27 protein-coding genes, 1 tRNA gene and 1 pseudogene are annotated in these 25,200 nt (G+C 39.0%); 16 read left to right on the plus strand and 13 right to left on the minus strand.

Going from position 1 to position 25,200, the window contains the following annotated elements; genetic code table 11:
- The first annotated feature begins 2 nt into the window (after nucleotides 1–2).
- Both hsdR and V2H41_RS12300 read left to right on the plus strand, forming a co-directional pair.
- A complete protein-coding gene (gene hsdR, locus V2H41_RS12295) occupies nucleotides 3–2,390 on the plus strand; it encodes an EcoAI/FtnUII family type I restriction enzme subunit R (RefSeq protein ID WP_330975457.1) in 2,388 nt (795 codons plus the stop codon).
- Nucleotides 2,391–2,758: 368 nt separating this feature from the next.
- Nucleotides 2,759–2,857 carry an AraC family transcriptional regulator gene (locus tag V2H41_RS12300; RefSeq protein ID WP_330975568.1) on the plus strand — a complete coding sequence of 33 codons (99 nt, stop codon included), beginning with the start codon at nucleotides 2,759–2,761 and terminating at the stop codon, nucleotides 2,855–2,857.
- A 66-nt stretch (nucleotides 2,858–2,923) separates the two neighbouring features.
- Here the strand turns inward: V2H41_RS12300 and V2H41_RS12305 are convergent, their stop codons facing one another.
- Entirely contained in the window at nucleotides 2,924–3,277 is a 354-nt protein-coding gene (locus tag V2H41_RS12305; protein ID WP_330975458.1) for a winged helix-turn-helix transcriptional regulator, read from the minus strand.
- Nucleotides 3,278–3,376: 99 nt separating this feature from the next.
- Between V2H41_RS12305 and V2H41_RS12310 the strand changes: the two genes are divergently transcribed.
- The 6 genes from V2H41_RS12310 to V2H41_RS12335 all read left to right on the plus strand — a co-directional run bounded on the left by V2H41_RS12310 (nucleotide 3,377) and on the right by V2H41_RS12335 (nucleotide 8,228).
- The gene (locus V2H41_RS12310) at nucleotides 3,377–3,907 is read left to right on the plus strand and encodes an NAD(P)H-dependent oxidoreductase (RefSeq protein ID WP_330975459.1); all 531 of its coding nucleotides are present in this window, start codon (nucleotides 3,377–3,379) and stop codon (nucleotides 3,905–3,907) included.
- A gap of 328 nt (nucleotides 3,908–4,235) precedes the next feature.
- Nucleotides 4,236–4,706, plus strand: a complete 471-nt coding sequence (locus tag V2H41_RS12315) for an OsmC family protein (RefSeq protein ID WP_330975460.1) — start codon at nucleotides 4,236–4,238, stop codon at nucleotides 4,704–4,706.
- Between the two features lie 337 nt (nucleotides 4,707–5,043).
- A complete protein-coding gene (locus tag V2H41_RS12320; RefSeq protein WP_330975461.1) occupies nucleotides 5,044–5,418 on the plus strand; it encodes a hypothetical protein in 375 nt (124 codons plus the stop codon).
- A gap of 17 nt (nucleotides 5,419–5,435) precedes the next feature.
- Nucleotides 5,436–6,359, plus strand: a complete 924-nt coding sequence (locus tag V2H41_RS12325) for a CE1 family esterase (RefSeq protein WP_330975462.1) — start codon at nucleotides 5,436–5,438, stop codon at nucleotides 6,357–6,359.
- Between the two features lie 26 nt (nucleotides 6,360–6,385).
- Entirely contained in the window at nucleotides 6,386–7,450 is a 1,065-nt protein-coding gene (locus V2H41_RS12330; protein WP_330975463.1) for a sensor histidine kinase, read from the plus strand.
- A gap of 13 nt (nucleotides 7,451–7,463) precedes the next feature.
- Complete coding sequence (locus V2H41_RS12335) at nucleotides 7,464–8,228, plus strand: LytR/AlgR family response regulator transcription factor (RefSeq protein WP_330975464.1); 765 nt, start codon at nucleotides 7,464–7,466, stop codon at nucleotides 8,226–8,228.
- A 59-nt stretch (nucleotides 8,229–8,287) separates the two neighbouring features.
- On the opposite strand, the pseudogene V2H41_RS12340 reads toward V2H41_RS12335, so the two are convergent.
- Both V2H41_RS12340 and V2H41_RS12345 read right to left on the minus strand, forming a co-directional pair.
- Nucleotides 8,288–8,659, minus strand: a pseudogene (locus V2H41_RS12340) (SRPBCC domain-containing protein); the annotation flags it as partial.
- A gap of 176 nt (nucleotides 8,660–8,835) precedes the next feature.
- Complete coding sequence (locus V2H41_RS12345; protein WP_330975465.1) at nucleotides 8,836–9,228, minus strand: hypothetical protein; 393 nt, start codon at nucleotides 9,226–9,228, stop codon at nucleotides 8,836–8,838.
- 378 nt (nucleotides 9,229–9,606) lie between these two features.
- Between V2H41_RS12345 and V2H41_RS12350 the strand changes: the two genes are divergently transcribed.
- Nucleotides 9,607–10,407 (plus strand): helix-turn-helix transcriptional regulator, encoded by an 801-nt coding sequence (locus tag V2H41_RS12350; RefSeq protein WP_330975569.1) that lies wholly within the window; start codon nucleotides 9,607–9,609, stop codon nucleotides 10,405–10,407.
- Nucleotides 10,408–10,469: 62 nt separating this feature from the next.
- Entirely contained in the window at nucleotides 10,470–10,895 is a 426-nt protein-coding gene (locus V2H41_RS12355) for a DUF6223 family protein (RefSeq protein WP_330975466.1), read from the plus strand.
- 120 nt (nucleotides 10,896–11,015) lie between these two features.
- Here V2H41_RS12355 and V2H41_RS12360 read toward each other — a convergent pair whose 3' ends face one another.
- The 4 genes from V2H41_RS12360 to V2H41_RS12375 all read right to left on the minus strand — a co-directional run bounded on the left by V2H41_RS12360 (nucleotide 11,016) and on the right by V2H41_RS12375 (nucleotide 13,149).
- Complete coding sequence (locus V2H41_RS12360; RefSeq protein ID WP_330975467.1) at nucleotides 11,016–11,714, minus strand: aspartate/glutamate racemase family protein; 699 nt, start codon at nucleotides 11,712–11,714, stop codon at nucleotides 11,016–11,018.
- A gap of 68 nt (nucleotides 11,715–11,782) precedes the next feature.
- Entirely contained in the window at nucleotides 11,783–12,301 is a 519-nt protein-coding gene (locus tag V2H41_RS12365; RefSeq protein ID WP_330975468.1) for a DinB family protein, read from the minus strand.
- A 19-nt stretch (nucleotides 12,302–12,320) separates the two neighbouring features.
- Nucleotides 12,321–12,890 (minus strand): dihydrofolate reductase family protein, encoded by a 570-nt coding sequence (locus V2H41_RS12370; RefSeq protein WP_330975469.1) that lies wholly within the window; start codon nucleotides 12,888–12,890, stop codon nucleotides 12,321–12,323.
- 49 nt (nucleotides 12,891–12,939) lie between these two features.
- Nucleotides 12,940–13,149 carry a DUF4287 domain-containing protein gene (locus tag V2H41_RS12375; RefSeq protein WP_330975470.1) on the minus strand — a complete coding sequence of 70 codons (210 nt, stop codon included), beginning with the start codon at nucleotides 13,147–13,149 and terminating at the stop codon, nucleotides 12,940–12,942.
- Nucleotides 13,150–13,649: 500 nt separating this feature from the next.
- Here V2H41_RS12375 and V2H41_RS12380 point away from each other — a divergent pair, with 500 nt between their 5' ends.
- The 3 genes from V2H41_RS12380 to V2H41_RS12390 all read left to right on the plus strand — a co-directional run bounded on the left by V2H41_RS12380 (nucleotide 13,650) and on the right by V2H41_RS12390 (nucleotide 15,755).
- Nucleotides 13,650–14,753 (plus strand): GlxA family transcriptional regulator, encoded by a 1,104-nt coding sequence (locus V2H41_RS12380; protein WP_330975471.1) that lies wholly within the window; start codon nucleotides 13,650–13,652, stop codon nucleotides 14,751–14,753.
- Nucleotides 14,754–14,874: 121 nt separating this feature from the next.
- A complete protein-coding gene (locus tag V2H41_RS12385; protein ID WP_330975472.1) occupies nucleotides 14,875–15,258 on the plus strand; it encodes a DoxX family protein in 384 nt (127 codons plus the stop codon).
- A gap of 59 nt (nucleotides 15,259–15,317) precedes the next feature.
- The gene (locus tag V2H41_RS12390; RefSeq protein WP_330975473.1) at nucleotides 15,318–15,755 is read left to right on the plus strand and encodes a YciI family protein; all 438 of its coding nucleotides are present in this window, start codon (nucleotides 15,318–15,320) and stop codon (nucleotides 15,753–15,755) included.
- A gap of 139 nt (nucleotides 15,756–15,894) precedes the next feature.
- Here V2H41_RS12390 and V2H41_RS12395 read toward each other — a convergent pair whose 3' ends face one another.
- From V2H41_RS12395 to V2H41_RS12405, 3 genes are read right to left on the minus strand one after another with little or no spacing between them, the layout of a single operon-like run.
- On the minus strand, nucleotides 15,895–16,347 hold the full coding sequence (locus tag V2H41_RS12395) for a GNAT family N-acetyltransferase (protein ID WP_330975474.1): 453 nt from the start codon (nucleotides 16,345–16,347) through the stop codon (nucleotides 15,895–15,897).
- 51 nt (nucleotides 16,348–16,398) lie between these two features.
- Nucleotides 16,399–16,884 (minus strand): GNAT family N-acetyltransferase, encoded by a 486-nt coding sequence (locus tag V2H41_RS12400; protein WP_330975475.1) that lies wholly within the window; start codon nucleotides 16,882–16,884, stop codon nucleotides 16,399–16,401.
- Entirely contained in the window at nucleotides 16,881–17,390 is a 510-nt protein-coding gene (locus tag V2H41_RS12405; protein WP_330975476.1) for a GNAT family N-acetyltransferase, read from the minus strand. Before V2H41_RS12405 ends, V2H41_RS12400 begins: the two co-directional genes overlap by 4 nt.
- A 95-nt stretch (nucleotides 17,391–17,485) precedes the next feature.
- Between V2H41_RS12405 and V2H41_RS12410 the strand changes: the two genes are divergently transcribed.
- Together V2H41_RS12410 and V2H41_RS12415 are read left to right on the plus strand one after the other, a co-directional pair.
- Nucleotides 17,486–18,898 carry an aminotransferase-like domain-containing protein gene (locus tag V2H41_RS12410; RefSeq protein WP_330975477.1) on the plus strand — a complete coding sequence of 471 codons (1,413 nt, stop codon included), beginning with the start codon at nucleotides 17,486–17,488 and terminating at the stop codon, nucleotides 18,896–18,898.
- A 119-nt stretch (nucleotides 18,899–19,017) separates the two neighbouring features.
- Nucleotides 19,018–19,398 (plus strand): VOC family protein, encoded by a 381-nt coding sequence (locus V2H41_RS12415; protein WP_330975478.1) that lies wholly within the window; start codon nucleotides 19,018–19,020, stop codon nucleotides 19,396–19,398.
- 68 nt (nucleotides 19,399–19,466) lie between these two features.
- Here V2H41_RS12415 and V2H41_RS12420 read toward each other — a convergent pair.
- Both V2H41_RS12420 and lepA read right to left on the minus strand, forming a co-directional pair.
- A tRNA-Leu gene (locus V2H41_RS12420) sits at nucleotides 19,467–19,552 on the minus strand.
- Nucleotides 19,553–19,667: 115 nt separating this feature from the next.
- Nucleotides 19,668–21,461, minus strand: a complete 1,794-nt coding sequence (lepA, locus tag V2H41_RS12425; RefSeq protein ID WP_330975479.1) for a translation elongation factor 4 — start codon at nucleotides 21,459–21,461, stop codon at nucleotides 19,668–19,670.
- A gap of 224 nt (nucleotides 21,462–21,685) precedes the next feature.
- Here lepA and V2H41_RS12430 point away from each other — a divergent pair, with 224 nt between their 5' ends.
- Entirely contained in the window at nucleotides 21,686–22,723 is a 1,038-nt protein-coding gene (locus tag V2H41_RS12430) for a nucleoid-associated protein (RefSeq protein ID WP_330975480.1), read from the plus strand.
- 78 nt (nucleotides 22,724–22,801) lie between these two features.
- Here V2H41_RS12430 and V2H41_RS12435 read toward each other — a convergent pair whose 3' ends face one another.
- The gene (locus tag V2H41_RS12435) at nucleotides 22,802–25,189 is read right to left on the minus strand and encodes a hypothetical protein (RefSeq protein ID WP_330975481.1); all 2,388 of its coding nucleotides are present in this window, start codon (nucleotides 25,187–25,189) and stop codon (nucleotides 22,802–22,804) included.
- Nucleotides 25,190–25,200 lie beyond the last annotated feature (11 nt).

The following is a 25,200-nucleotide window of genomic DNA, read 5'->3' on the forward strand; positions in this document are numbered from 1 at the left end:
TAATGAACGAAACCGAAACCAGAGCAGAACTTATAGACCCTGCCTTAAAGGCTGCAGGATGGGGTGTTGTAGAAGGAAGTCGCATCCGTATGGACTTTCCGATCAACAAAGGTCGTTTAATTGGTCACGGGCAACGTTCCCGCCCGGACAAAGCCGACTATGTATTGCAATACAAAAACAGAAACCTGGCGGTTATAGAAGCCAAGTCGCGGGATAAGCACTACACAGAAGGGGTTGCACAGGCTAAAAGTTATGCGGAAAGGTTAAAGGTTCGGTTTACGTTCAGCACCAATGGTTTAAAGATCTACCGCATCGATATGCAGAAAGGACAGGAAGGAGAAGTGTCTTCCTATCCTACGCCCGATGAATTGTGGGAAATGACTTTTGGGGAAGAAAACCAAAGCAAACCCCAAACAGCCTATTGGCGCGATAAGTTACTTTCCATCCCGTTTGAAGACCGTGGCGGTACCTGGCAACCACGATATTATCAGGAAAATGCTATTACAAAAGTTTTGGAAGCCGTTGCTGACGGCAGACAACGTATATTATTAACCCTCGCCACAGGAACAGGAAAAACTGCCATTGCCTTTCAGATAGCTTGGAAATTGTTTCACGCAAAATGGAACATCCAGAAAGACGGCCAAAGAAGCCCAAGAATTTTATTCTTAGCCGATAGAAATATTTTGGCCGATCAGGCATTCAACGCTTTTTCTGCATTTGAAGAAGATGCGTTAGTGCGCATCAGTCCAAGTGATATCAAGAAAAAAGGCAGAGTGCCGAAAAACGGAAGTGTGTTTTTTACCATTTTCCAAACCTTTATGAGTGGGCCAAACGATACGCCGTACTTTGGCGAATACCCAAAAGACTTTTTTGATTTCATTATTATAGACGAGTGCCACCGTGGCGGAGCCAATGACGAAAGCAGTTGGCGTGCCATTATGGAATATTTCAGCCCTGCCGTTCAGCTTGGTTTGACAGCCACACCCAAACGTACCATCAATGCAGATACTTACAACTATTTTGGTGAACCGGTTTATGTGTACTCACTCAAAGAAGGAATCAATGACGGATTCCTAACGCCTTTTAAAGTCAAACAAATTGACACCACCATCGATGAATATATATTCACCCCAGACGATACCGTATTGGAAGGCGAAATCGAAGAAGGCAAACGATACACCGAAGCGGAAATGAACCGCATCATTGAGATTAAGGAACGAGAAGAGTATCGGGTAAAGATATTTATGAGCCTAATAAACCAAAACGAAAAGACTTTGGTTTTCTGCGCTACACAATTACACGCTTTGGCAGTTCGGGATTTGATTAATCAATATGCTACGTCTAAAAACCCTAATTACTGCCACCGAGTTACCGCACATGACGGGAAATTGGGTGAACAACATTTAAGAGATTTTCAAGACAACGAAAAAAGCATTCCAACCATTCTCACCACTTCACAGAAGTTAAGTACGGGAGTAGATGCTCCAGAGGTGAGAAACATTGTTTTGCTTCGTCCTGTAAACTCCATGATTGAGTTTAAACAAATCATTGGACGTGGAACACGTTTGTTTGACGGTAAAGATTATTTCACGATTTACGATTTTGTAAAAGCACATCATCATTTTAGCGATCCTGAATGGGATGGAGAACCCATAGAACCTGTAAGCCCGACACCTCCAAGGCCACAGCCACAACCTTGTGATGTTTGCGGACACAGACCATGTATTTGTGCTCAAGAACCACCACCAGAACCTTGTCCTGTTTGTGGTTACTCTTATTGTCGTTGCGACAATCCACCAAGACGAATGATAAAAGTGAAATTGGCAGATGGAAAGGTGCGTCAGTTTCAGCACATGATTAGTACATCTTTTTGGAGTCCGGAAGGCAGACCGATATCGGCTGCAGAATTTCTGGAATCCATTTATGGAACATTGCCTGAATTGTTCAAAAATGAAGATGAATTAAGAGAAATATGGAGTAAACCCGACACGAGAAAAAAACTGCTGGAGGAACTTTCTGAAAAGGGTTTTACTAAGCAACAGTTGACAGAATTTCAAAAATTACTAAATGCCGAAAACAGCGACTTGTATGATGTACTGGCATATATCGCTTTCAATTCCAATATTTTGGAACGTAAAGACAGAGCTGAACGAGCTAAAATTTACTTGAACAACTACGACCCTAAGCAACAAGAGTTTTTAAACTTCGTTTTAAATCAGTATGTAAAACAAGGTGTTGACGAACTGGATGAAACCAAAATCGGTGATTTGCTTGTATTGAAATATCGTGCTATTGCAGATGCAAAAAAAGAGCTGGGAGATATAGCCACGATTAGAAACACGTTTATCGGTTTCCAGGGTTATTTGTATGGTAATAGTGTTGCAATATGACAATTCCCATTTTATATATCATCCTCTTCATAAAACCCAAAAGAGGTTGCCACACAACCTCTTTCTTATTCCTAAACGAATAGCTTCTTCCACATGGGTATACCCCTCATCACTACCCATAATGCACAATTCACCTTTTAATCAGAAAAGCGGGCATTCCCTAATTTCGAGATTTTAGCCTCGATCTACTTGTGCGGTATGTAGCAACTTACCGAGGTAAGTTGTGAGTAATGTATTCTATATCATATCATCTACTGCCAGAACAAAGAAATTTGTATTTCTTTCTGGAGTACCCCCAATGAGACAAATGATTTTTGGACACTATGCATAAACCATAATCTTGAGATTTCAAGGAAAAACGAAGGACTATTAGCTATGCCTTAGGCTTCGAAAACCTCACTCATTTCACCCGCTTATTCGAACAACACATCGGCATGAAACCGAAGAAGTATAGTAGTCAGTTTTGACAATGATATATAAATTTTTCCAACAATCATCCACTCATCAATATATAATAAAAAACAACGAAAGCATTAGAGTGCTTTGTGTTTCGTGCCCCATTTTCTCAACTCATTAATAAGTGGCTTCAGAGCATAGCCGATGGGTGTCAGCTCATACTCCACACGAGGAGGAATTTCGGCATAGACTATACGTCTTACAATTTTATTTTCCTCGAGCTTGCGCAGCTGTAAGGTTAGCATCCGCTCCGTAATGTTGGGAAGACATTTTTTCAGTTCACTAAAACGAAGCTTTCCATTAATTAAATAGCAACAAATAGCTAGCGCCCATTGTCCACCGATAATATGTGATGCATATACTTCTACACACTCTTCTGCTAAAGCTTTTTTATTAGCATAGTTAGTTGAAGTCACTTTAATTTTTGACATTACTTACAAAATTTATAGTACCTAACAATTGGTTGCTTACCAACAAAAGTAAAGGTTGTGATGTTAGTTTCGCAAACCAAAATTTAAAACGATCGTATTATGCAAAAATTAGTTATAGTAATTCATCCCAATATTGAAAATTCACAGGTCAATAAAAGATGGATAGAAGAATTAAATAAATATCCCGACCAATATTATGTTCACCAATTGCACAAAGCATATCCCAACGAAAATATAGACATCGCAGCCGAACAAAAACTGGTAGAACAGTTTGATACGATAATCTTTCAGTTCCCTTTCTACTGGTTTAACTGCCCGCCCTTTTTTAAAAAATGGCTGGACGAGGTGCTTACCTATGGTTGGGCTTATGGGAGCAAAAGTGGCTACAAGATGGGCGGCAAAAAAATTGCACTAGCAATATCTGTCGGTATCGACGAACACGAATACCATCCTACAGGAAAGTACAAATATACTCTAGAAGAACTAACTCGCCCCTTTGAACTAACATTTGAATATATAAGAGCCGATTATCGTTCTTTCTTTGCCTATTATGGGATTGAAAGAAACAGTACCCAAGAGTGGATCGAAGCCAGTGTTGCGCCATATATTGCTTTCTTGGAGAAGCTGTAGCTAAAAGGCAATTTCACTCCTAATCTAGGTAAGATAAATTCTTAGGGCCCCTATAAAATATAATCCCATATCACACTATCACACATTACTAAAGAATCAACAGGTATTACAAGCAAACCCTGAAATGCCAACAAACTATACATTTTATTAGGAAAATTTTATGCAGTGCTTAATTTTGAGGTGTTATTAATAATATAGCTAACGATACCTCAGACACGAAATGATAAAAATATCTGACCATGGTAATTAGTATATCATGCTTGCACTACCAATCGGAAGTGAATATAACTATATAATGAAAAAAAGGAATAAGTTTTAAAATATAACTATGAAGAAAACACACCCCTACCAAACTACACTAAAATGGACAGGCAACCTAGGTACAGGCACCAGCTCTTATACCAGCTATGAGAGAGCTTATACCATCAGTATTGAAAACAAAGCAGACTTGTTAGGTTCTTCAGATCCGGCATTTCGAGGCGACAAAACCAAGCATAATCCTGAGGAGTTATTAGTGAGTTCTCTATCTTCATGTCACATGCTCTGGTACTTACATTTATGCTCTAGAGATGGTGTTATCGTTACTGAATATAAAGATAGCGCCACAGGGATAATGGTAGAAACGGAAGATGGAGGAGGATATTTTAGCGAAGTAACCTTAAACCCGGTAGTTACCGTTGCTGAGACATCCATGATAGCAAAAGCCGAGAAACTGCACCAAGAAGCTAATAAATTGTGTTTTATAGCAAACTCCGTAAAATTCCCAGTACATCACAAGCCTTTAATCAAAACAAAATAAACACCACCTCTTATTATAATAAATGGGGATGCTAAACCCTGTATGCATGCCGCCATACAGGGTTTTTATATAGCTATACCTAAATCATATGATTTGCGAAGATGCCAAAAGTATCCCAAATCATACGACCACTTTTACACTCCAATACTAAAATTAAAATAAACAACGAAGAGGTACTCCACGAGGGTTATGCATTATCCTGAGCCTATCAAGTATTGCTATGCATACAATTCTAATACGCTTCAATGTACATTTTTACCGTTTCACTGATTTTATTATTTACAAAAAATACCAATCGTATTTTCTTTGTGCATTATGTTTCACTAAAAACTCTTATATGAAAAAGACATTCATTGCGATTTTAATAACACAAACACTATTAGGCAACGTTTCAGCCCAAACTAATAGAGCTGATAGCTTTAAGGCTGATAAAGAAGAAATGCAAGCTATGATGATAGCCTATAAGGAAAAGCTCAATCTCAGTTCGGAACAAGAAAGAAAAATGGAAGCGATAAACAAACAATATATAGCAGACTTAAACGCAATTAAAAGCTCCAATGCAACGAAGTTAAATAAGTTAAAAAAACTCAGAGCCGCTAATGAGCGAAAAGATCAGCAAATGAAAAAAATACTCAATTCCCAACAATACGCGATTTATAAAGCTGAGCAAGAAAAAATAAAGCAGAAAATAAAAGAAAATAGAAACAATTAATCCTACTCACAAAAACAATGAACGCTAAAATTTTCTTAGGACTTTTAATTCTGTCAATATCCAGTTTTACCTACATAGCCTGCAGCAAAGACAAAGGCCTCGATGTTCGTTATAAAGAAACCATTGTAGTTGATGGCATCACTCGAACCTATATTGTGAGAGTTCCTTTCAACTATCACCAGAATGATGCGCCTCTCCCCTTAGTCATCGGAATGCACGGAGTGGGTGGAAGCGGTGAGCAATTTGAGAAAGATTACGATTTTTCAAAAAAAGCCGACGAAAGCAATTTTATTGCAGTCTACCCCGACGGGGTTCAAAAAGCTGATGGGTTGCTAAAAATTCGCTCTTGGAACTCCGGAGGCTGTTGCGATTATGCGATGAATCAGAATATAAATGATGTAAATTTCATTCAAACACTCATAGAAATTCTACCACAACGATTTCGAATCAATTCAAGAAAAATTTATGTGGTAGGAATGTCTAATGGTGGTATGATGGCATATCGCCTGGCAACAGAGCTTTCTCATAAAATAGCTGCAGCAGCCAGTGTGAGTGGGAATATGATGAATACACCTGACTCCTCTCTTAGCGGCCCCATTCCCATTTTACACATTCATTCTAAATTAGACACAAAAGTGCCTTTTTCAGGAGGTGTGGGTATTGGAGAGGTACATTTTAAACCTGTAGAAGAAGGATTGGCATACTGGCGCAATAGAAATAATTGTCTATCAGAAGCTGACAGTATTCAAAAAAGCAATTATACAATTCAATCATGGAAAAACTCCGATGGTAAAATAATGCTTCAGTTATATCTGACAGTCGATGGCGGGCATTCCTGGCCAGGTGCAATGAAAATGCGGGCCATCGGAGACGATCCATCGCAGGCAATTAAGGCAAATGATGTAATTTGGGATTTCTTTAAAAACTATGAATTACCCTAAAGGGAGGCTCAAAGTGAAAAATTCTAATGTCGACCAGTAAAGAAAAAATCCTATTCTGTTTGCTTAGTGCATTGGGAATAGCCTTTATATTCTCCCTTCCGAGAGTAGTAATTGCGCTATACATACAATTCAACTATGGAAATAACATCAGCGCAGATACTCAAAGTAAAATAATAGACCATGCTATAAAATTTTCATACACCTACGTTGTTGCCCTAGTTTTTTTATGGCTAAACACAACACGCAAAACATGGCAATATTATTCCATTAAAATTAACACCCACAAATTCTACATCAGGCTACTACTAAATATCATACTATTTATAGCGGTAAGATACATCAGCATCAATCTTAATATGCATCTTGCCGCTATTCCCATGGTTCCTAAGTTTCATTTTTTCCTATTTCATATATCGCTAACTCTGGAAGTACTATTCTGTCTATTTATTGCGGAAATCTATATGCTCATAAAGCGCAATCAACAAATCTCATTAAATAATGAGATATTACTTAAATCACATGCTGAGGCATCCTACGAGGCTTTAAAAAATCAGATAAATCCTCATTTTCTATTTAATTCTTTCAACACCATTCAATCGTTAATAGACGTCAACTCACAGGCAGCAAAGCAATTTATTAGCAACCTGTCTACCGTATACCGCAATATACTTAACAGCTTTCACAAACCAGTAATAAGTCTGAACGAAGAATTACAGTCACTTCGCGCCTATCTGGACATGATGCAAGAGCGCCATAACGGGAATTTGCAGGTAACATTAAACATACAACGGCATCATCTGGATAAATTCCTCCCTCCCATTTCGTTGCAATTATTAGTGGAAAATGCCATAAAGCACAATGAAGTATCGAATCGACGCCCCTTGACAATTATCATCGAATCGGAAGACAAATACATTCAAGTAAAAAACCAACTACAACCCAAAAAAACAGCAGAACCCTCTACAGGAAAAGGACTATACAATCTCAATCAACAGTATCAGCACATCTGCAATCAATCCATACAGATTCGCAAAACAGGTGAATGGTTTATAGTAATTTTACCATTATTACAACAACAGAATATAAGCTAAACTCATTGCGACAATGAACATAGCAATAATAGAAGATGAAAAACATGCAGCGGAAAGATTAATAAAAATGATTGCAGAAATACTGCCTCAGGCAAATTTTTACCCACCGATAGATAATATTGATGAGGCAATAAGCCTCTTAAACGCTTCTAAACAAATCGACCTAATTTTTCTAGATATACATTTAGCAGATGGCAATGCTTTTGAAATTTTCAAATCCGTGCCCTTGCACTTTCCTATTATTTTTACAACTTCCTATGACCAGTACGCATTAAAAGCATTTGAATTAAATAGTATTGATTATTTATTGAAGCCGATACAAAAGGAAAAACTGCAGCGAGCTATCGACAAGTTTCTTAACAGAAAAGAAAAATTCATGCTCAATCAGCTCATCGCCGAGCAGCTCAGTAAAATGATTACATCAGCTCCACCTATATACAAGGAAACTTTTTTAATTACTTTTAGAGACAAATTAATACCCGTCCCTGTAAAAGAATTTGCATTATTTGAGATTAAGAACGGAGTAATATATGGATATTGCGAAAACGGCAAAGTTTACACACTGGAAGAACGTTCTTTAGATGAATTATCCCAGCAATTAAATCCAAAATATTTCTTTCGAACCAACAGACAATTTATAGTAAATAAAAAAGCTATTAAAGAGGCCTCCCATTACTTCAACGGAAAGCTTTTACTGAACATCTCCATAAACTTAAAAGAAAAAATTATTATAAGTAGGGAAAAGGCCGCGGAGTTCAAAAAGTGGATGGAGGAATAAACCTCCATTTTAGAAAACATACTGAGTTTAATACAATACTCAGTAGGACTAATGATGGCTTAAGTAGTTTCTTCCACTATTTTCTTCAATCCCTCAAGAACTGGCAGCCAAGTGGCTTCTGCATGTTTTCTTCTTTCATCACTGTCCAGATTCTCTTGCGTGATGCTTAGCCTTACTCCATTTTCTACTTCAGTAAGCTCGTAAGTCAAAAGTTGATAAAATTCAGGAGTATCAGGTAATCCACTCATAGAACTCCAATAATTATACACTAGCTTGCTATTCGGCTCGAATTGAAGAATAGTACCTTTATCTTCATAGGAGGTACCGTTCCATTCCCCTCTGAAAATAATAGGAGCCCCAATTTCCCAGCTAGAACTTAGCTTAGTACCATAAAAGTACTTCTCCACTATTTCAGGTGTAATTAATGCATGCCATACCGCTTCCGAGAAGCTTTAATAAAAACGTCTATTCTTGCTATATACCCTTTCATGTAATAAAAATTTAGGCTTAGAGAGCATTCATGCTCTAGTAATTTTATCATATAGTGGTTTTCTTGAGCACGATTCAACATCAATGCTAGATATTGAACCACGAGTCTACGGTAGGCTTAAATACTGCTACTAAGTTTAGCAGTCAAAAGATTCTTATAATGTTCCTTATTACTATATATCAGAAATAAATTACAAAACAGCATGATAAGCGCCAGAAGTAGACCTTCCGGCGCGATAAAGCAATGCACCAGGAAAATATTAATAGTAATAGGTAAAATGGCAATTGATGCTAATAAAACATATCTATTTAGTAAAAAAGCTATACCACATATCAGTTCCACTGCCTTTATAAAAGGCATTAAATAAATGGCAGCATTAATACCGTCATTAAAAAGTTTCATACTGCCTACTAACTCTGCCTCCGGCGTTAGCTTTAAAAAAAAGGGTACGGAACCAATTAGTAAAATGACACCCAACAGGATTCTGAGGATTATTATAAGTTTTCGCATATCGTACAGGGTTTTCAACTATATGTAATTCCGTTTCGAAGGAATATCGCACTTCAAGATACTATTACTCTATTCTGCGATATTTTATCTTTAAAATAAAGTATCTTGATTGTAAAGATAAATATTTTTAGCATTTGAGCAAAAATTTTTCGAAAATATTATGATAAGGGTGTATTATCGTGGTAATACACATGCTGTCATTGAGCATGATATTAATTGTACGAGCCTAACTTTTTACTACTTTTGATAATAATCTTCAGATAGGTATCGTTAAGAACCTATGAATAGCATCCCAATACTTAGTAGAAGACGTATATCTTTAGAGAATATAAAATATGTAATAAAATACACAACCTCTAAGAAATAAAACACCAAATCATCGCTCCTCCTCAGCATCTTTCTGATTACATTAGAATGTTCTGGTTCTTGGAGTTTGATGCTTCACCCGAAAACATTTTCACCCATCTTTCGTTCGCCCATCATTGCTGTGAAATCACCTTCTGCTATAAAGGTCAGTTCAAAGTTCAATCTGCTACTAACCCAACCAGCATATTAGCCTCCGGCATATACGGTCAAACACTTCATAACAGCACAATTACCTCAGACCAAAGCTTCGGTATTTTTGGTATTTATCTTTATCCCTATACGTTAAAGCAATTGCTGGGAATACCGGCTTGCGCATTGACAAATCAAATGCTAGACATGAGAGCCCTTTGCGGGAAAACTGGTGAAGAACTAGAAGAAAAGATAATGCTGGCTACTAATAATCAAGAGCGGGTAAGTATCGCTATCCGTTTTTTTGAATCTTTATTAAGAAATATTCAATCTGAGAATACGGCCATTTGTAGATCCATTAAGACACTTTCGAACAATTACAACTTAGTATCGGTAAACGCTTTGGCCAAAAATCATTATTTATCACTCCGACAATTTGAGCGAAAGTTCAAAGAGCTTACAGGTTTTGCTCCACAGAAGTTTCTGCGAATTGTCAGATTCAATGCTTTATTAACAAAGCCCATTTTAAATGATAGACTTATTGACATTGCCTTAGACTTCGGCTTTTATGATGAAGCACATTTTAGCCGTGATTTCAAAGAACTTTCAGGTCTCAGTCCTAAAAAATACTTTAAGACAGCATATAAGGCTGCTAGCGACAGGGGTATTGTGCAAGTTTTGTAGAATGTCGTTTTTATACAAATTTTTATTGTCGCCTAAAAATAGCTTTGCCATAAAAAATAGATATGAAAAACCATATTGCAGCCCTGATGATGATCATCCTATTGCTATGTACCATCGGACAAGCATCCTCTCAAATAACCGATAATCCGAAACTATTCAATGAAGGAGGCTATGTAAAAGGGATTACGGTAGCAAGAGTATTCGGGCTGACAGAATTCATACTGGGAATATCTGGGCTCGTATTAAGCATTCGAGCTAAGAGAACAGGCAGGAAAAAACTAGTTAATATTGGATTAGTGTTAAGTTTATCAGCCGTTTTATTTAGCATCATTCATATTTGCGTAACGGCAGGAGCAGTATTCGGTTCCGGTAGAGGAAAAGCAGGATCGTTGTTCGCTTCCATTATAGGACTTATCGGTATTATTGTTGCTACACAAGCTCTGCGCTCTCAAAAACCAAACAGCTCTGCAGGCACTGCATCTCGATAAATATTATATGAGTACGTGTAAAACTACAAATGAAATATTAAGAAAAAGGGTAAGTACACACAACTTAAAACGGTTTCTCGTCTTACTGTTCATAACTTACCCTTTTGATATTCCTGCATTTTACTCCAGAGCCAAGTCTACAGCAGCTAAGGAATGAATTTTAGTAGTATCAAAAACCGGAATATCGATATCATCCTGTTTAATCAGCAAGGGAATTTCCGTACAACCCAAAATCACACCCTCAATTTTATGCTGATCTTTTAGGCGTTGTATAATTCCCAAATACTCCTTTTGTGTTTCGGGCTTGAAAATACTACGTCCCAACTCATTTTCTAAAGTATACGTAATATACTCCCTCTCCTCTTGAGAAGAAGGCACTACTACTTCTATACCCATATTTTCGAGTTTGGAACGATAAAAATCTAGTTCCATGGTAAATTTCGTCCCGAGCAACCCCACTTTGCGAAGGTTGTGGTTCAAAATTTGCTTACCTGTTGCCTGGGCAATATGTATAATTTTCACTTGTGGAAACCGATGCTGCAGAGGATCGTATACAACATGTGCCGTATTGGCTCCTAAAAGGATAATCTCTGCACCGGCATTAATGAGCTTTTCAGTAATCTCGGAAAAATATATAGTGAGATGATCCCAATCATAATTTCTCAGGTAGCTCTGAAACTCATGAAAATTGACGGAATAGAGAATAATTTCAGCCGTATGTAATCCTCCGCGCTTCTGATTTGCATACTCGTTAATAATCCGATAATAGTCAATTGTAGATACCCAGCTGGTGCCGCCTATTAGGCCTATCTTTTTCATAGCTTATAATTATATCGATGCAACCAATACACGATTGGCAAAGTACATCTACAAAATACAACAAAATGTTATGCTGATTGTTGCAGCAGATAACGTTTTACATGCTGAATCTGGTGTATATGCCTCTTCGTGTGATCTATTTGCAACTGTAGCCATTCATAACGGGTTAGCTTCCCTATAAATGGAACTTCGAAGTTTTCAATCAATAAACTTAAATCATTGTTTTTAGAAAAGATCACAATCTCATTCGCAATATATCTCAATGCGGAGATCAGCTCAGCCTTATCAATAGGTTCTAATCTAGGATAAGTGGCTTCACCTTTTTCCTGCTTGTACTTCACATTAAAGTTGAGGAAAATGGCACTAATTTGAGCGACCTTCTCATCTGGCAAACGATTAGATGGCACCGCATGATCACGCGCTAATGCGAGCGTTTGTAAGGTCTTTTGTATATGATCGCCTATTTGGGCAACTGACCAGGTTTCTTCATCAGGTTGTTTATTGAGTAGTGAATCAGGAGTGGTCTCAATAAGACGAATAAACTCCTTCATCGTAGTATCAAAATTATCAATTATTGAAAGGTCCATTCTTGTCAAATAAATTTATTTATCGGCTTGGCTGATACTTTAAAACAGCTATACCACATTCAAATTTTATGGCATCGGCTAGTTGAAAATGCTTGAGGGCATTCAATGCTCCGAAAATAGAAAGCCCCGAGCTTATGGCAGCAGGATTGATAAAGAGATGATATTCGTCTATTAAATCATGCGCAATTAAAGAAGATACAAAGCCCGCTCCACCATATGCTATGATATTTTTTCCATCCTGTTGTTTTAGCTCATTTACTTCTTGAACTAAATCGGCTTTAGCTATAGTGGTATTATCCCAAGGCGACTCCGTTAAGGTTCTCGAAAAAACAATTTTTGGAGTTTCTGTAAAAATCTTACCGGCCTCATATTCGGGGTTATTGGGATCTGCAGCTACACTTGCCCAATGCGGGATAAAGCCTTCGGCCAGTTTGCGACCCAGCAGAATAGTATCCATTGAGTTGGTAAGTTCCGTTACATAGGCTATGATATCTGGAGTCCAGGCAAAAGTCACCCAATCCATTTCTCCATTAACACCTCCAATAAAACCATTAATGGTACATTGGGTTTGCAATACTAATTTTCTCATTTACTTGTAATTTAAAAAGGTTTTGTAATGCTCGAAATTATTTATTCATCTATACAATCCATCCTTTTGCTTTAAAATATTTCCAAATGGCCATGACATGCCCATGTCCCAACTGGTAGTGTTCGGCCAACCATCTACACAAAATAGAAGCTTTCATCTGAGGACTAAATGTGCCATCAGCTTCCATCCCTTCTTTAAAAGCCTCAGGGGTACTTCCTGTTTTCTTCTTGATGTTATCAATATATGCTTCAAAAGACATATGCTAATTGTTTTTTAGTGCGAAACTTCTAAAATTTATATTTCGAAAAACTCAGCTGCTACCATCAGTATTGCAAACACAACTAGAAAAGACATGCCCCTTCACCGCTCACCACTTGTACCATCACAGCACCTACCTAATATGCTAATAACATACACAGACACCATACAGCCACTTCAATAAACATAAAATAGTGGCGATAAAGAGATATAAATCTAGAGGGCCCCAAACAGATTCGGGAAGACCAAGAGCAATGGATCTTTTCACAGACTTGGGGTGCATCATCAATTTCATAAGTCCGCCCAAAATTAAAAACCGGCAAATAATCTATTTTATAATTTATCAACCCTCTAAACGGGTTGAGAAACTGCCCGTCATTCCATGGTTTAAATTTTCAATCAAAACTACTACTGTCCAGTATGCAACATGAGGTACGTAAATGACATAATTGGGGCATTTTGCGACATTTCTCCTAACTTTACCTTCAATTAATATAAGTTATGGCAAATATGAAGCATGTAAGCATTCTTGTGCCCCAGTCTGCGGTCATACAGGCCATAGCGGATCCCAAATACTGTTTTGACACCGTAAATCGCTTTCTAACGGAACAAGGCAAGAAGCCTTATTTCATAACCGAATTGGTAGGACTTAAAAATAATGTGAAGCAGTATGACGGTACGTATACCATTCATACTAATAAGTTAATTCAAGATGTAAGGAAAACGGATCTGATTATTATCCCTGCCCTATCTGGCGATTTGAATAAAGCCATCGAGCTGAATAGAGCGTTTATTCCGTGGATTATACAACAATATCAGCGTGGTGCAGAAATTGCAGCTCTATGTTTAGGTGCTTTTCTGTTGGCAGAAACAGGCTTGCTAAACGGGAAACGTTGCTCTACACACTGGAATTTTCAAAATCTGCTACAGCATCGATATCCTGAAGTACATGTTCAAAACGGACATATTGTAACGGAAGAGAAAGGTATCTATTCAAGCGGTGGGGCTCATTTTTACTGGAATTTGCTATTGCATCTCATTGAGAAATATACCAACCGAGAGCTTAGCGTACTTGTGGCTAAATATTTTGCTATTGGCTTAAATCGCGAAAGTCAGTTAGCCTATAGCATCTTCCAGGGTCAGAAGGAACATCAGGACGACTCCATAAGAGAAATACAGGAATATATTGAGCAACATGTGGATCAACGCCTTACAGTAGAAGACTTAGCCCAACAATATGCATTGGGCCGCCGCAGCCTGGAACGCCGATTTAAGGCTGCTACAAACAATACCGTTCTTGAATATATACAACGTGTGAAAATAGAAGCCGCAAAACGCCTTTTCGAATCAAGTAGAATGAGTATTAAAGAGGTAATGTTTGAAGTAGGTTATACCGATTTAAAAGCTTTTCGAATCGCATTCAAAAAATTACCGGCCTTACACCTATTGAATATAAGCAACTATATAATAAGCTATTTTCATTCGCTAACTGAGAATGCCTATGAAGATAATAAATATGACAGAATATTTACCATCCATCTACCACCAATGAAATCCAGCGCCTTAAAAATGCTGCAAAACTCTTTGAGATGGGTCTTATTTTGAAAATTGGTCGAGGATATTTTTACTGAATAGGCCATAATGAATGCTTTTCCAATTCCTACAAATTTCTCTGTTTTAAAAAAGGCCAACTGCCTAAAATACCTTTGTCAAAAATATTAAGAATATGAGGAAATCAACAGTATTTATTCATTGGATAGCATTTGCTGCAGTAGTTATTATTTTCGGATATGCAGGTTTACGCAAAGTAATACTTGAAAATACAATGGTCCAAGCAATGGACGAAATGGGCTTTAACGTTCCCTGGACACTCGCTATAGGTATAGCCGAAGTTCTAGGTGTACTATTTATGCTATATGGCATCAAAAATGCTCGTTGGAAAAGCATAGGCGCATTATTATTGTTACCCTTCGCCATAGGAGCTTTTACTACGCACATGGCACATAATGAATACCATCACTATCAACAATCGCTCTGGATGTGCATTCTAATTCCCATAGTATTAGCTACTACCAAAGGTTTTCGTATTATACTGGCCCAAAATCAATGATTTTTTACAATGCAAGAAAGAATTTTAAAGGGAACTTTGCTGTAAAACTTAATCGTTGTATGAAGACACTCCATTTTGCATTACTGTTCAGCATAGGTTTGTTAATTCCCTATGTATCATTCGCACAAACCCACCAAAATCATCAGCCCATGAAACATTTTAGTTTATTGGTAAGAGTGCCACTCTCCTATAGTACGGAAATTGCAGCGAAAGCATTTCCCCAGTGGCAAGCATTGATAGATGACTGGAAAGCTAAGGGAATCTATGTGTTCAGTTTTGCTTTTCCGGGGGAAGGTTATACTGTTACCGGCTCCGCTAAAAACATCAAGAAAGAATCAGTGCTATCCGACAATCGACGCGTAGTGAGTCAGGTTGTAATTCGCGCAGAAAATATAGACCAGGCGGTAAAGCTAGCCCAAGATATACCGGTATTGCCCTACGATGGCGCCGTTGAAGTGCGCGAAATCCCTCAGCCGCTGACCTTCGTTAAAGAATAACTATCAATAGCTAATGATTGAATAGGCTGTCTCGGTTAAACAGGACAGCCTATTATTATAAATTTCACTTTATTTAGATGACGCATTAAGAAAAGTCTATTTGGGCAAGTTATCACATGCTACTAAATGAATCGCAATATCAATTTGCCGTTTTTTCTTCATACACATCATATCCTCGCTCTATGGCCATATATACTTCAGGATGGGCTGGAGCCTTAAAGCTAAATTGCGCATAAAGTCCATGAGCGTCCCGGGTAGCCAACATCACTCTACGTAGCCTTTGTACAAAATCGAGTTTGATGATATGCTGCATCATTTTCTTGGATAATCCGCATCCTCTGTATTCAGGCAATACATATACATCGCATAAATAAGCAAAAGTAGCATAATCCGTTACCAGACGTGCAAAGCTTACTTGCTTAGCATTATCGAAAAATCCCAAGCAAAAAGAATGCGCTAAGGATGTCTTTACCATATCGAACGGGATGCCTTTAGCCCAATAGCTATGCTGACTAAGAAAATGATGAATGGCTTTCACATCCATTTGCTCATACCCTACTCTTAAATCCAATTTATGATATTTTTGTTCCATTACTATTATGTATTACAACGAAAAGACACCTAGCATCCATATAATTTTCTGTCAGGAATTAGGTACAGCACTACCTGAAAGCATCAATTCCATTTTGGTATCTGCCCTCTTATATTTTCCAACTTCAATAGGAACATCCTTAAAACCTAATCTTCTATAAATAACTAACGCCGTTTGTAGCGAGCTTTGCGTATACAAGATTATTTTTTTTACACCTATTTGTCGGGCTTTCGTAATGGCTGTTTCACATAATAGCTTTCCGGCTCCCAATCCCTGAAATGCCTCATCCACGGCCATTTTAGTCAGTTCCATAGTGGTATCGTCAATTTTCTTCAGTGCCACTGTGCCTATAATTTGGTGATCATATGCAGCAAATAAAATCACTCCTCCATCTTGTAGAATAGCTTCTTCGGGGTGGTACAATACATATTCATCAACTGGCTCCATTACAAAAAACTTTTCAATCCAGGCTTTATTAAGAGCAGCAAAATAGTGCCTCCATTCAGGCCGATAATTTTCAACACAAATCTGTTTCATACTACTATTTGAAATAAATTTACCTCAATATTATTATAGTGTTTCGGGAGATGACTTTGTGGTGGTAACTTTCTACGCCCCACCCACTGAAATCCCAAGTGCTGATAATAATCGGTCAACTGCTTGTTTTGCGCCCAAGTATCCACCCGTACGAATTTTTTATGCAGCTGTTGGGCCATTACAATTGCCCAGTCTATTATTTTTCGAGTCAGCTGCTGACCACGATATTGATTGCAAATTGCCATACGATGCAGATAAATCGCTTCGTTGCCTTTTGTATCGTTCCATATTTCCGGTTCCTTCCATACGATAGAAAATACAGCGGCCAACACGCCCTGCCCATCATCTAAAACATAATGCCTATTCTCCAATATCTCATTTTCGATAAAAGCACGCTCAAACACCGGCCAGCTATAACCACTTTGCAGTAACTGATAGGCCCGAGCTTCTGCATAAATAGCTTCTACCAACGGTAATTCTGAAATCAGGGTATTTCTTATATGCATACTGCCAACATTTAAAGTCAGCAACAAAAGAACGAAAAAACATTATATGGATACAGATACAATTTTTGTATTTTTGATAGATACAGTTTAAAGCAATGAAAGAATTATTATACCGAAAGGTTGCCACTACCTTAGCCGAAAAAATAAAAAACGGAACACTTCAGACAGGGGATAAAATGCCTTCTCTCCGGGTTTTACATAAAGAATATGGCGTAAGCTTGAATACTGTAATTCAGGCCTACTGGGAGCTAGAAGCGCAGGGATTGATTACTTCGCGTCCGCAGTCAGGATTTTATGTTAGTTATGAACCTTCGCGGTTATCAGTTCCATCGGTCAGCCGGCCTTCGGGACCTAGCGAAGTAGATGCAACGGAAAAACTGATTGCAAAAGTATACGCGCGTATCAGTGATGAAAGCATCACGCGATTCTCATTAGGTGTACCGGAAAATGAATTATTACCCATCGCTAGGCTTAATAAAGAACTGATGCATGCCATGCGCAGTCTCAAAGGTGGAGGTACTGAATATGAAGAAATACAGGGCAGTCTCGAGCTACGCAAGAATATTGCTTGGCTCACTTACACCTGGAACGGACGTATGCATGAGGATGATATTGTTACAACAGCCGGAACCATGAATGCGCTTTCTTTTGCGCTCATGACAGTTACAAAGAAAGGCGATACCATTGCGGTTGAAAGTCCGGTTTACTTCGGTATTTTACAACTGGCCAAAAGTCTGGGACTACACGTACTTGAACTTCCTACGCATCCTGTAACAGGAGTGGAAATAGAGGCATTGAAAAAAGTGCTTAAAAAAATAAAAGCATGTGTTTTGGTATCCAACTTCAATAATCCTTTAGGCAGTTGCATGCCCGAAGACCACAAGAAAGCTGTAGTGGAAATGTTAGCCACACAGGGCATTCCGTTGATTGAAGATGACCTTTATGGTGATTTATATTTCGGAAGTAGTCGCCCCAAGCCCTGTAAGGCTTTCGATGAGGAAGGATGGGTATTATGGTGTAGTTCCGTATCCAAAACTTTGGCACCGGGTTATCGTGTAGGTTGGATTGCACCCGGACGTTTTAAGGAGAAAATTATTCATCAGAAATTTACACACTCCGTTTCTTCTACTACCATCACCCAGCAGGCCATTGCACATTTTTTAGAAAAAGGCAGATATGAACATCATTTGCGTAAACTAAGAGCTGAACTGCATGCCAACAGTTTACAATTCATACGAACCGTATCGGAATATTTTCCTGAAGACACAAAAGTGAGTCGACCACAGGGAGGTTTTATGCTTTGGATAGAGCTGGGTAAAAATATCAACACCGAAGAACTTTACGATATAGCTATTCGTCAGAAAATCAGCATTGGGCCGGGCAGAATGTTCTCTCTACAAAACCAATTCAACAACTGCCTACGCCTAAGCTATGGACAACGGTGGTCGGAGCAAATAGAAGAAAAGCTAAAGCGATTGGGAAAGTTAGCGAAAGGGTTGATGAAATAATCTCCTAGTGCCATGGACGCATAGTATCCCACAAAACTGCGATTGCCATATAAATCCAACACTAATTTTTAATAAATTCGAAGCCCAATAGTATTCATACCAAAACAAAACTCTCGAAAATGCAAAACGCTATTAACAACCTTCTACAAGGTATCGATACCGTTATTATAAGAGTTAGCAGCTTCACCGTTTCAAAAGAATGGTACATGGAAAAGCTGGGCTTTAGTGTATTGTTTGAGGATGCAAACATGCAACTAGCAGTCTTAGATACCCAAAGTGGTGTAAGCCTTACAATTTGGGGCACTCAACAAGCTATCGTAGTAAATAAAGACACAGCCAGCTACCCTATTTTTAAAACACCTGATGCCGCTGCACTACGCCAGGAATTGGTCAACAGAGGTGTGAAAGCAGATGAAATTATCGAGGATGCTTACACCAAGTATTTTATGTTTTACGACCCGGACGGGAATGTATTGGAAGCTTGTCAGGTACATGATTGATATTAGTTCACTTCATACTCATTCCTACTGCAATAAAAAACCCCTTCTGTCAGAAGGGGTTTTTATTGTGCCCAAGACTGGATTCGAACCAGCACGCCGTTTTACCAGCACTACCACCTCAAAGTAGCGTGTCTACCAATTTCACCACCTGGGCAACCAACTCGATTAAAGTATTAAGAACTTTGGGAGCGCAAATTTAATAAAAAAGATGATTTTTCAGCAGCAAAATGTTTTTTCTAATACATCATTCCTTAGCGGGTTTACACCTACTAATCATCCAACTTCAGTACTGCCAAGAAAGCTTCCTGGGGCACCTCCACATTTCCTATCTGACGCATCCGCTTTTTACCTTCTTTCTGCTTTTCCAACAGCTTCCGCTTACGGCTGATATCTCCACCGTAACATTTAGCGGTTACATCTTTCCGTAATGCAGAAATATTTTCCCGGGCTACAATCTTAGCGCCAATGGCCGCCTGAATTGCAATCTGGAACTGCTGACGCGGTAATAACTCTTTCAGTTTCTCGCAAAGCTTGCGTCCGAACTCTTGCGCACGACTACGGTGAATCAACGCACTCAGTGCATCTACTTTGTCACCATTCAGCAGAATATCCATTTTCACAATATCACTCTCTCTGTATCCTAGTGGATGATAATCGAATGATGCATAACCGCGAGTCTGTGATTTTAGTTTATCGTAAAAGTCAAATACTATCTCTGTCAACGGCATTTCAAACACCAGCTCTACACGGGTGGGTGTCAGGTAATTTTGATTTACCAGAATGCCGCGCTTGCCCAAACAGAGCGTCATAATATTACCGATATACTCGGGCTTGGTAATGATTTGCGCTTTAATATAGGGTTCCTCGATCCGATCGGTTTTCACTGGATCAGGAAACTCCGACGGATTATTTACCACAATGGTTTCGCCCTTGGTAGTATATGCTAGGAAGCTTACGTTAGGAACAGTAGTGATCACCGTCTGATTGAACTCTCGCTCCAAGCGCTCCTGTATAATTTCCATGTGCAGCATGCCGAGAAAGCCGCATCTGAAACCGAAACCTAACGCCTGCGAAGTTTCTACTTCAAAAGTGAGAGAAGCGTCATTAAGTTGCAGCTTATCCATGCAGTCGCGCAATTCCTCAAAATCATCAGTATTCACAGGATAAATCCCGGCAAATACCATCGGTTTTACCTCTTCAAAACCTTTAATAGCTTCGGGGGTGGGATTATTGGCCATTGTAATGGTATCCCCCACCTTCACTTCCTTAGCGTTTTTAATACCGGTAATGATATACCCCACATCGCCGGCCTTTATCTCTTTTTTCTCGGTCATCTTGAGCTTCAGAATACCCACTTCATCCGCTTCATATTCCTGACCGGTACTAACGAACTTAATTTTATCACCTTTTCGTATAATTCCGTTCATCACACGGAAATACACGATAATGCCGCGAAAACTGTTAAATACACTATCAAAAATCAGTGCTTGGAGCGGTGCATTTTCATCGCCCTCGGGAGGTGGAATTCTTTGCACAATAGCTTCCAGAATTTCATCTACCCCCTGCCCGGTTCGTCCACTCGCCAGCAAAATATCTTCAGGCTTACAGCCGATAAGATCAATAATCTGATCCTTTACCTCTTCGATCATGGCACCGTCCATATCGATCTTATTGATTACGGGAATAATCTCCAGATCGTTATCAATAGCCAGATAGAGGTTGCTGATAGTCTGCGCCTGAATACCCTGAGTAGCATCTACCAACAATAAGGCGCCCTCACAGGCTGCCAGTGCACGGCTCACCTCATAGCTGAAGTCTACGTGGCCGGGCGTATCGATCAGATTCAACACATAATCCTCACCTGCTTTCGACCGATAGTTAATTTGGATGGCATGACTTTTAATAGTAATACCTTTCTCCCGCTCTAGATCCATGTCGTCCAAAACCTGGTCCATCATTTCACGGTCGCTAACAGTATTGGTAGACTGCAATAAACGATCGGCCAAGGTACTTTTACCATGGTCAATATGGGCAATTATGCAAAAATTTCTAATATGCTTCATATACTAAAATCCCGCAGGGCGTGCAAAGGTAACAAGAATTTATGATGTATAAGGTAAGATATTCAGATTGTTATTTATTGAAATCGGAACTAAAAAATCATCAAAAAATAGGACAACAATTACCTTATGCTCGGTTATACGTCAGAATCAGCAAAAATATCCGCATAACCGATTGCTGATGGCTAATTTTTCTCTACTTTACGCCCCATTTTTAAAGCAAGCTTATGCAGTATTTTGAAGGATCGGCTATTACACATATTTGTTTACATCGCGTAGGAAATCAGGTAGAAAGTGAGTTTTTGAATCTATCCCAAAAAGAGCTGGCATTGACTCCGGAAGTAAAAGAGTTATTGGTCAAGTACTTTTTAACACCGTTCAAATCGGAGGAATATTTTCAGTTTACGAGCGAAGGCCATATTAGCAACAATGAAGTGTGGAAATCCGTTTGTGCCATTTTTGACAAGCCCGAACAAACATTGGCACAGTCAAAGCTGCTGGCACAACACCTTTATAATCAAAGCAGCCATCCTAATATCAAAGGAGGCGATTTTTTTGTAGTATATTTTAAGGAAGGATTGCTTAATGGAGACACGGTAGATGCAGTGGGCCTTTTCAAATCGGAAAATAAAGAACCATTCCTCAAAGTTTCTCCTATTGAAGATAATTTTGAGGTGGATAGTGAAGAAGGTATTAATATCAGCAAATTAGATAAAGGATGCATGATTTATAATATTGATAGAGAAAATGGTTTTGTGATTTCGATTGTAGACGGAAAAGGTAAATCGGCCGAAGCCCGTTATTGGACAGACGCATTTTTGAAAGTGGAACAGCGCAAGGATCAATACTTTAATACCGAAAGCACGATGACCCTTTACAAGTCATATGTAATAGAGCATTTACCAGAAGAATACAATGTTACCAAGGCCGATCAGGCCGATTTGCTGAACCGCAGCCTGAATTTTTTCAAAGAGAAACAGCATTTCGATCAGGAAACCTTTAATAATGAAGTGTTATTTCATCAGGAATATATCGAAAGCTTCAATCGTTATAAACAGCACTATGAAGCGGAGAAAGCAATCAGCATTGAAGATAGCTTCTCCATATCGCCAGCAGCAGTAAAACGGCAACAGCGTCATTATAAAAGTGTGATAAAGCTGGACAAAAATTTTCACATTTACATTCACGGCGACCGTAGCAAAATTGAGCACGGCGAAGATGAAAAAGGAAGATTTTATAAGCTTTACTTCAACAATGAGGAGTAATTCATATCAACCATAATAATAAAGCCCGAAGCAGTAGTTTTACTTCTTCGGGCTTTTCATTGAGAAAAACCTAGGCTGTTATTCCATAATTTCTTCCAAGTGAGCCAACTTTCCATCTACCGTCATTCCTTCAATCACCACGCGGAAGGCATCAGTAACATCATTATTGTAGAAAGACAACACAATTTGCTTGGTATTCGGGTTTACCGTTACGTTCGGGTTCCAATATAAAGTAGTACGCACATCCCTCTCGGCTCCGGGATCTTCCTCTGGGCGTAGATAACGAGGAGAATAAAACTCACGAATTTGCGTATATCCAAATACTTTGCTGTTAGGAATACCCTGACTCTCACTCCTAGCCTCATCTCCTCTTCGGGTATAAATGGCTATAGCCCCGTTTCCTCCATTAAATCCGCCCATGAACGGAGGTCTGAAGGCTTTAATATAAGCCACATCATTAATGTTGATGGATGAAAGCATTTGTACATCGGTAGGAACTTCATCCAAATACAACTGCGGCGCACCACCTCGCCAGCTTAAACTAGCATTAGAGCCTTGTCCACTTATTTGTAATCCGGCCACTTTTCCCTGCAGATAAGTGAAGATATCGCCCACCTTTCCAAAGGGATCGTTTAATACATCAAATTGGATAGCATCACCCCCGCTAAACAATCCCGTAGCATATTTTTCATCCAATAGCTCCACGGAGGATTTTGTTCTAGCTTTCACCGTCACAGCTTCCAGCTCTTTATATTTTGTCTTCTGAACATTCTCACTATGTTCCAGAGCCAGCATCAGGTGACGGGCCAATCCAGTAGTATCGGGAAAAATTTCATCGGCATAATTCTTACCTACAGGAGGCACACGTAATTTATTGGGGAAAAACTGTATGGTTGCACCTTCTAAACTCTTATCCTGAAATTGATAGTAAATCTGGGCAGTATCAAATAAAACAACAGAAGGATCGTCAAATGTTCCGTTGCGATTTATAGGCACCAAATACATCTGATTTTCCTTGTCTTTCTGTTTTACGATCATCATGGCCATCGCACCATCCCCCAAAGAACCCGGAACAAAACCTTGCACAATACCCGAAAGCGTCATATACGATGTATCCCTCGGATAAACGATGTTAGGCAATTCTCCTTTCGTTACCTGCTGCCAGTTGATTCTGCGCCAACCATTGGTTAACATTACTAAATCCAGATGCTGTTGTTTTACAAGTGAAGGATCCTTAAAATAATAAGCCGGATTATAAACCTTACCCTTTAGTTCGCTGGTTAACATCAATGTAGAAAGAATATTTTCAGTGGTATCGGCATCAATGTTCAAATCAGTCACCGATACAGATAAGGAAGAAGCTATATTTTCCGGCACCGTAATTTTTATTTCATCTCTTGCACGATAACTCAACCCCCAACGTTGTACTTCCATTTCGGGTTTGAAAATATAGGGAGCATGATTATCGATATAAGTAATACGCTCGGTTAAAGCATTCCAGTTTTTATCAAAAACCGTAATGGTGAGTACACCATACGGAAGGTTTTCAATGGGAACCACACCCACTATTTCCGATTGGGTAGATTTAGCGATATTGAACACTACATGCTGAAACATGGTACCTACGATGTACACACTGTCCATCCGAGAGGCGAGATCAGAAGAAAGATTTACCTTGAAGCTCCTGCGCCCCTCACTTACTGCCACCTGAATATTGGCACCAGTAGTCTTTACGGCTGGCAAAGGCGTCGTGTAAGTATTATTTTGTTCATCTTTCCACTTGGCTGTAAAGCTAGCGCCGGCTGGAGGCGTAAGCATCACAAACCCCATACCGTCGTGTATTATGCGCAGGCTGTCAATGGTCTTCCCATCAGCACCGGTTACAACACCTTTGATTTTAACGGGTCGCCCCCATTGATCACGGGCTTTAAAGGCTACCTTATTTAATACACCGGCAATAATATCCCCCCCTTCGGGAAAGAATTCCAACACAGGCTTCACCACTATTTGCTGAGGGGTTTTGGTAACATCCTTCTGGATAATATTAATGGTCTTCTTATAAAGAAAAGAAGAGTCGAAATTGAGCATCCAACGCGTATACGCTCTTACCGCTATGAATTTTCCTTTATAATCCTCGGGAATATCAAACTGACCGTTTGTAAGCCCATTGACGAGAGGTGCTACTGTATGATGTAGTACCTGCCCCTTATCATCAATCCAGTCGACATAAAAGTTCTTACTTTCTGTTGCCGGGGCCAGCTCATTCAACACATATGCCTTAAACCAGATGGTTTCTCCCGGAAAATAAGAGGACTTATCGTAATGCAGATATGCCCGCTCTGCACTATAGGCTGCGGCATAATTTTCAATTTTGGAAACGATATCCTGCGCGCGTAAAGAAAAATTACACAATAATATCCATGCGAATACAAAAAAACAGGGCTTTTGTACGATGCGTTGCTTCATAGAATCTCGAA

This window comes from Niabella digestorum, from assembly GCF_036409055.1.
GTDB classification, from domain to species: domain Bacteria; phylum Bacteroidota; class Bacteroidia; order Chitinophagales; family Chitinophagaceae; genus Niabella; species Niabella composti.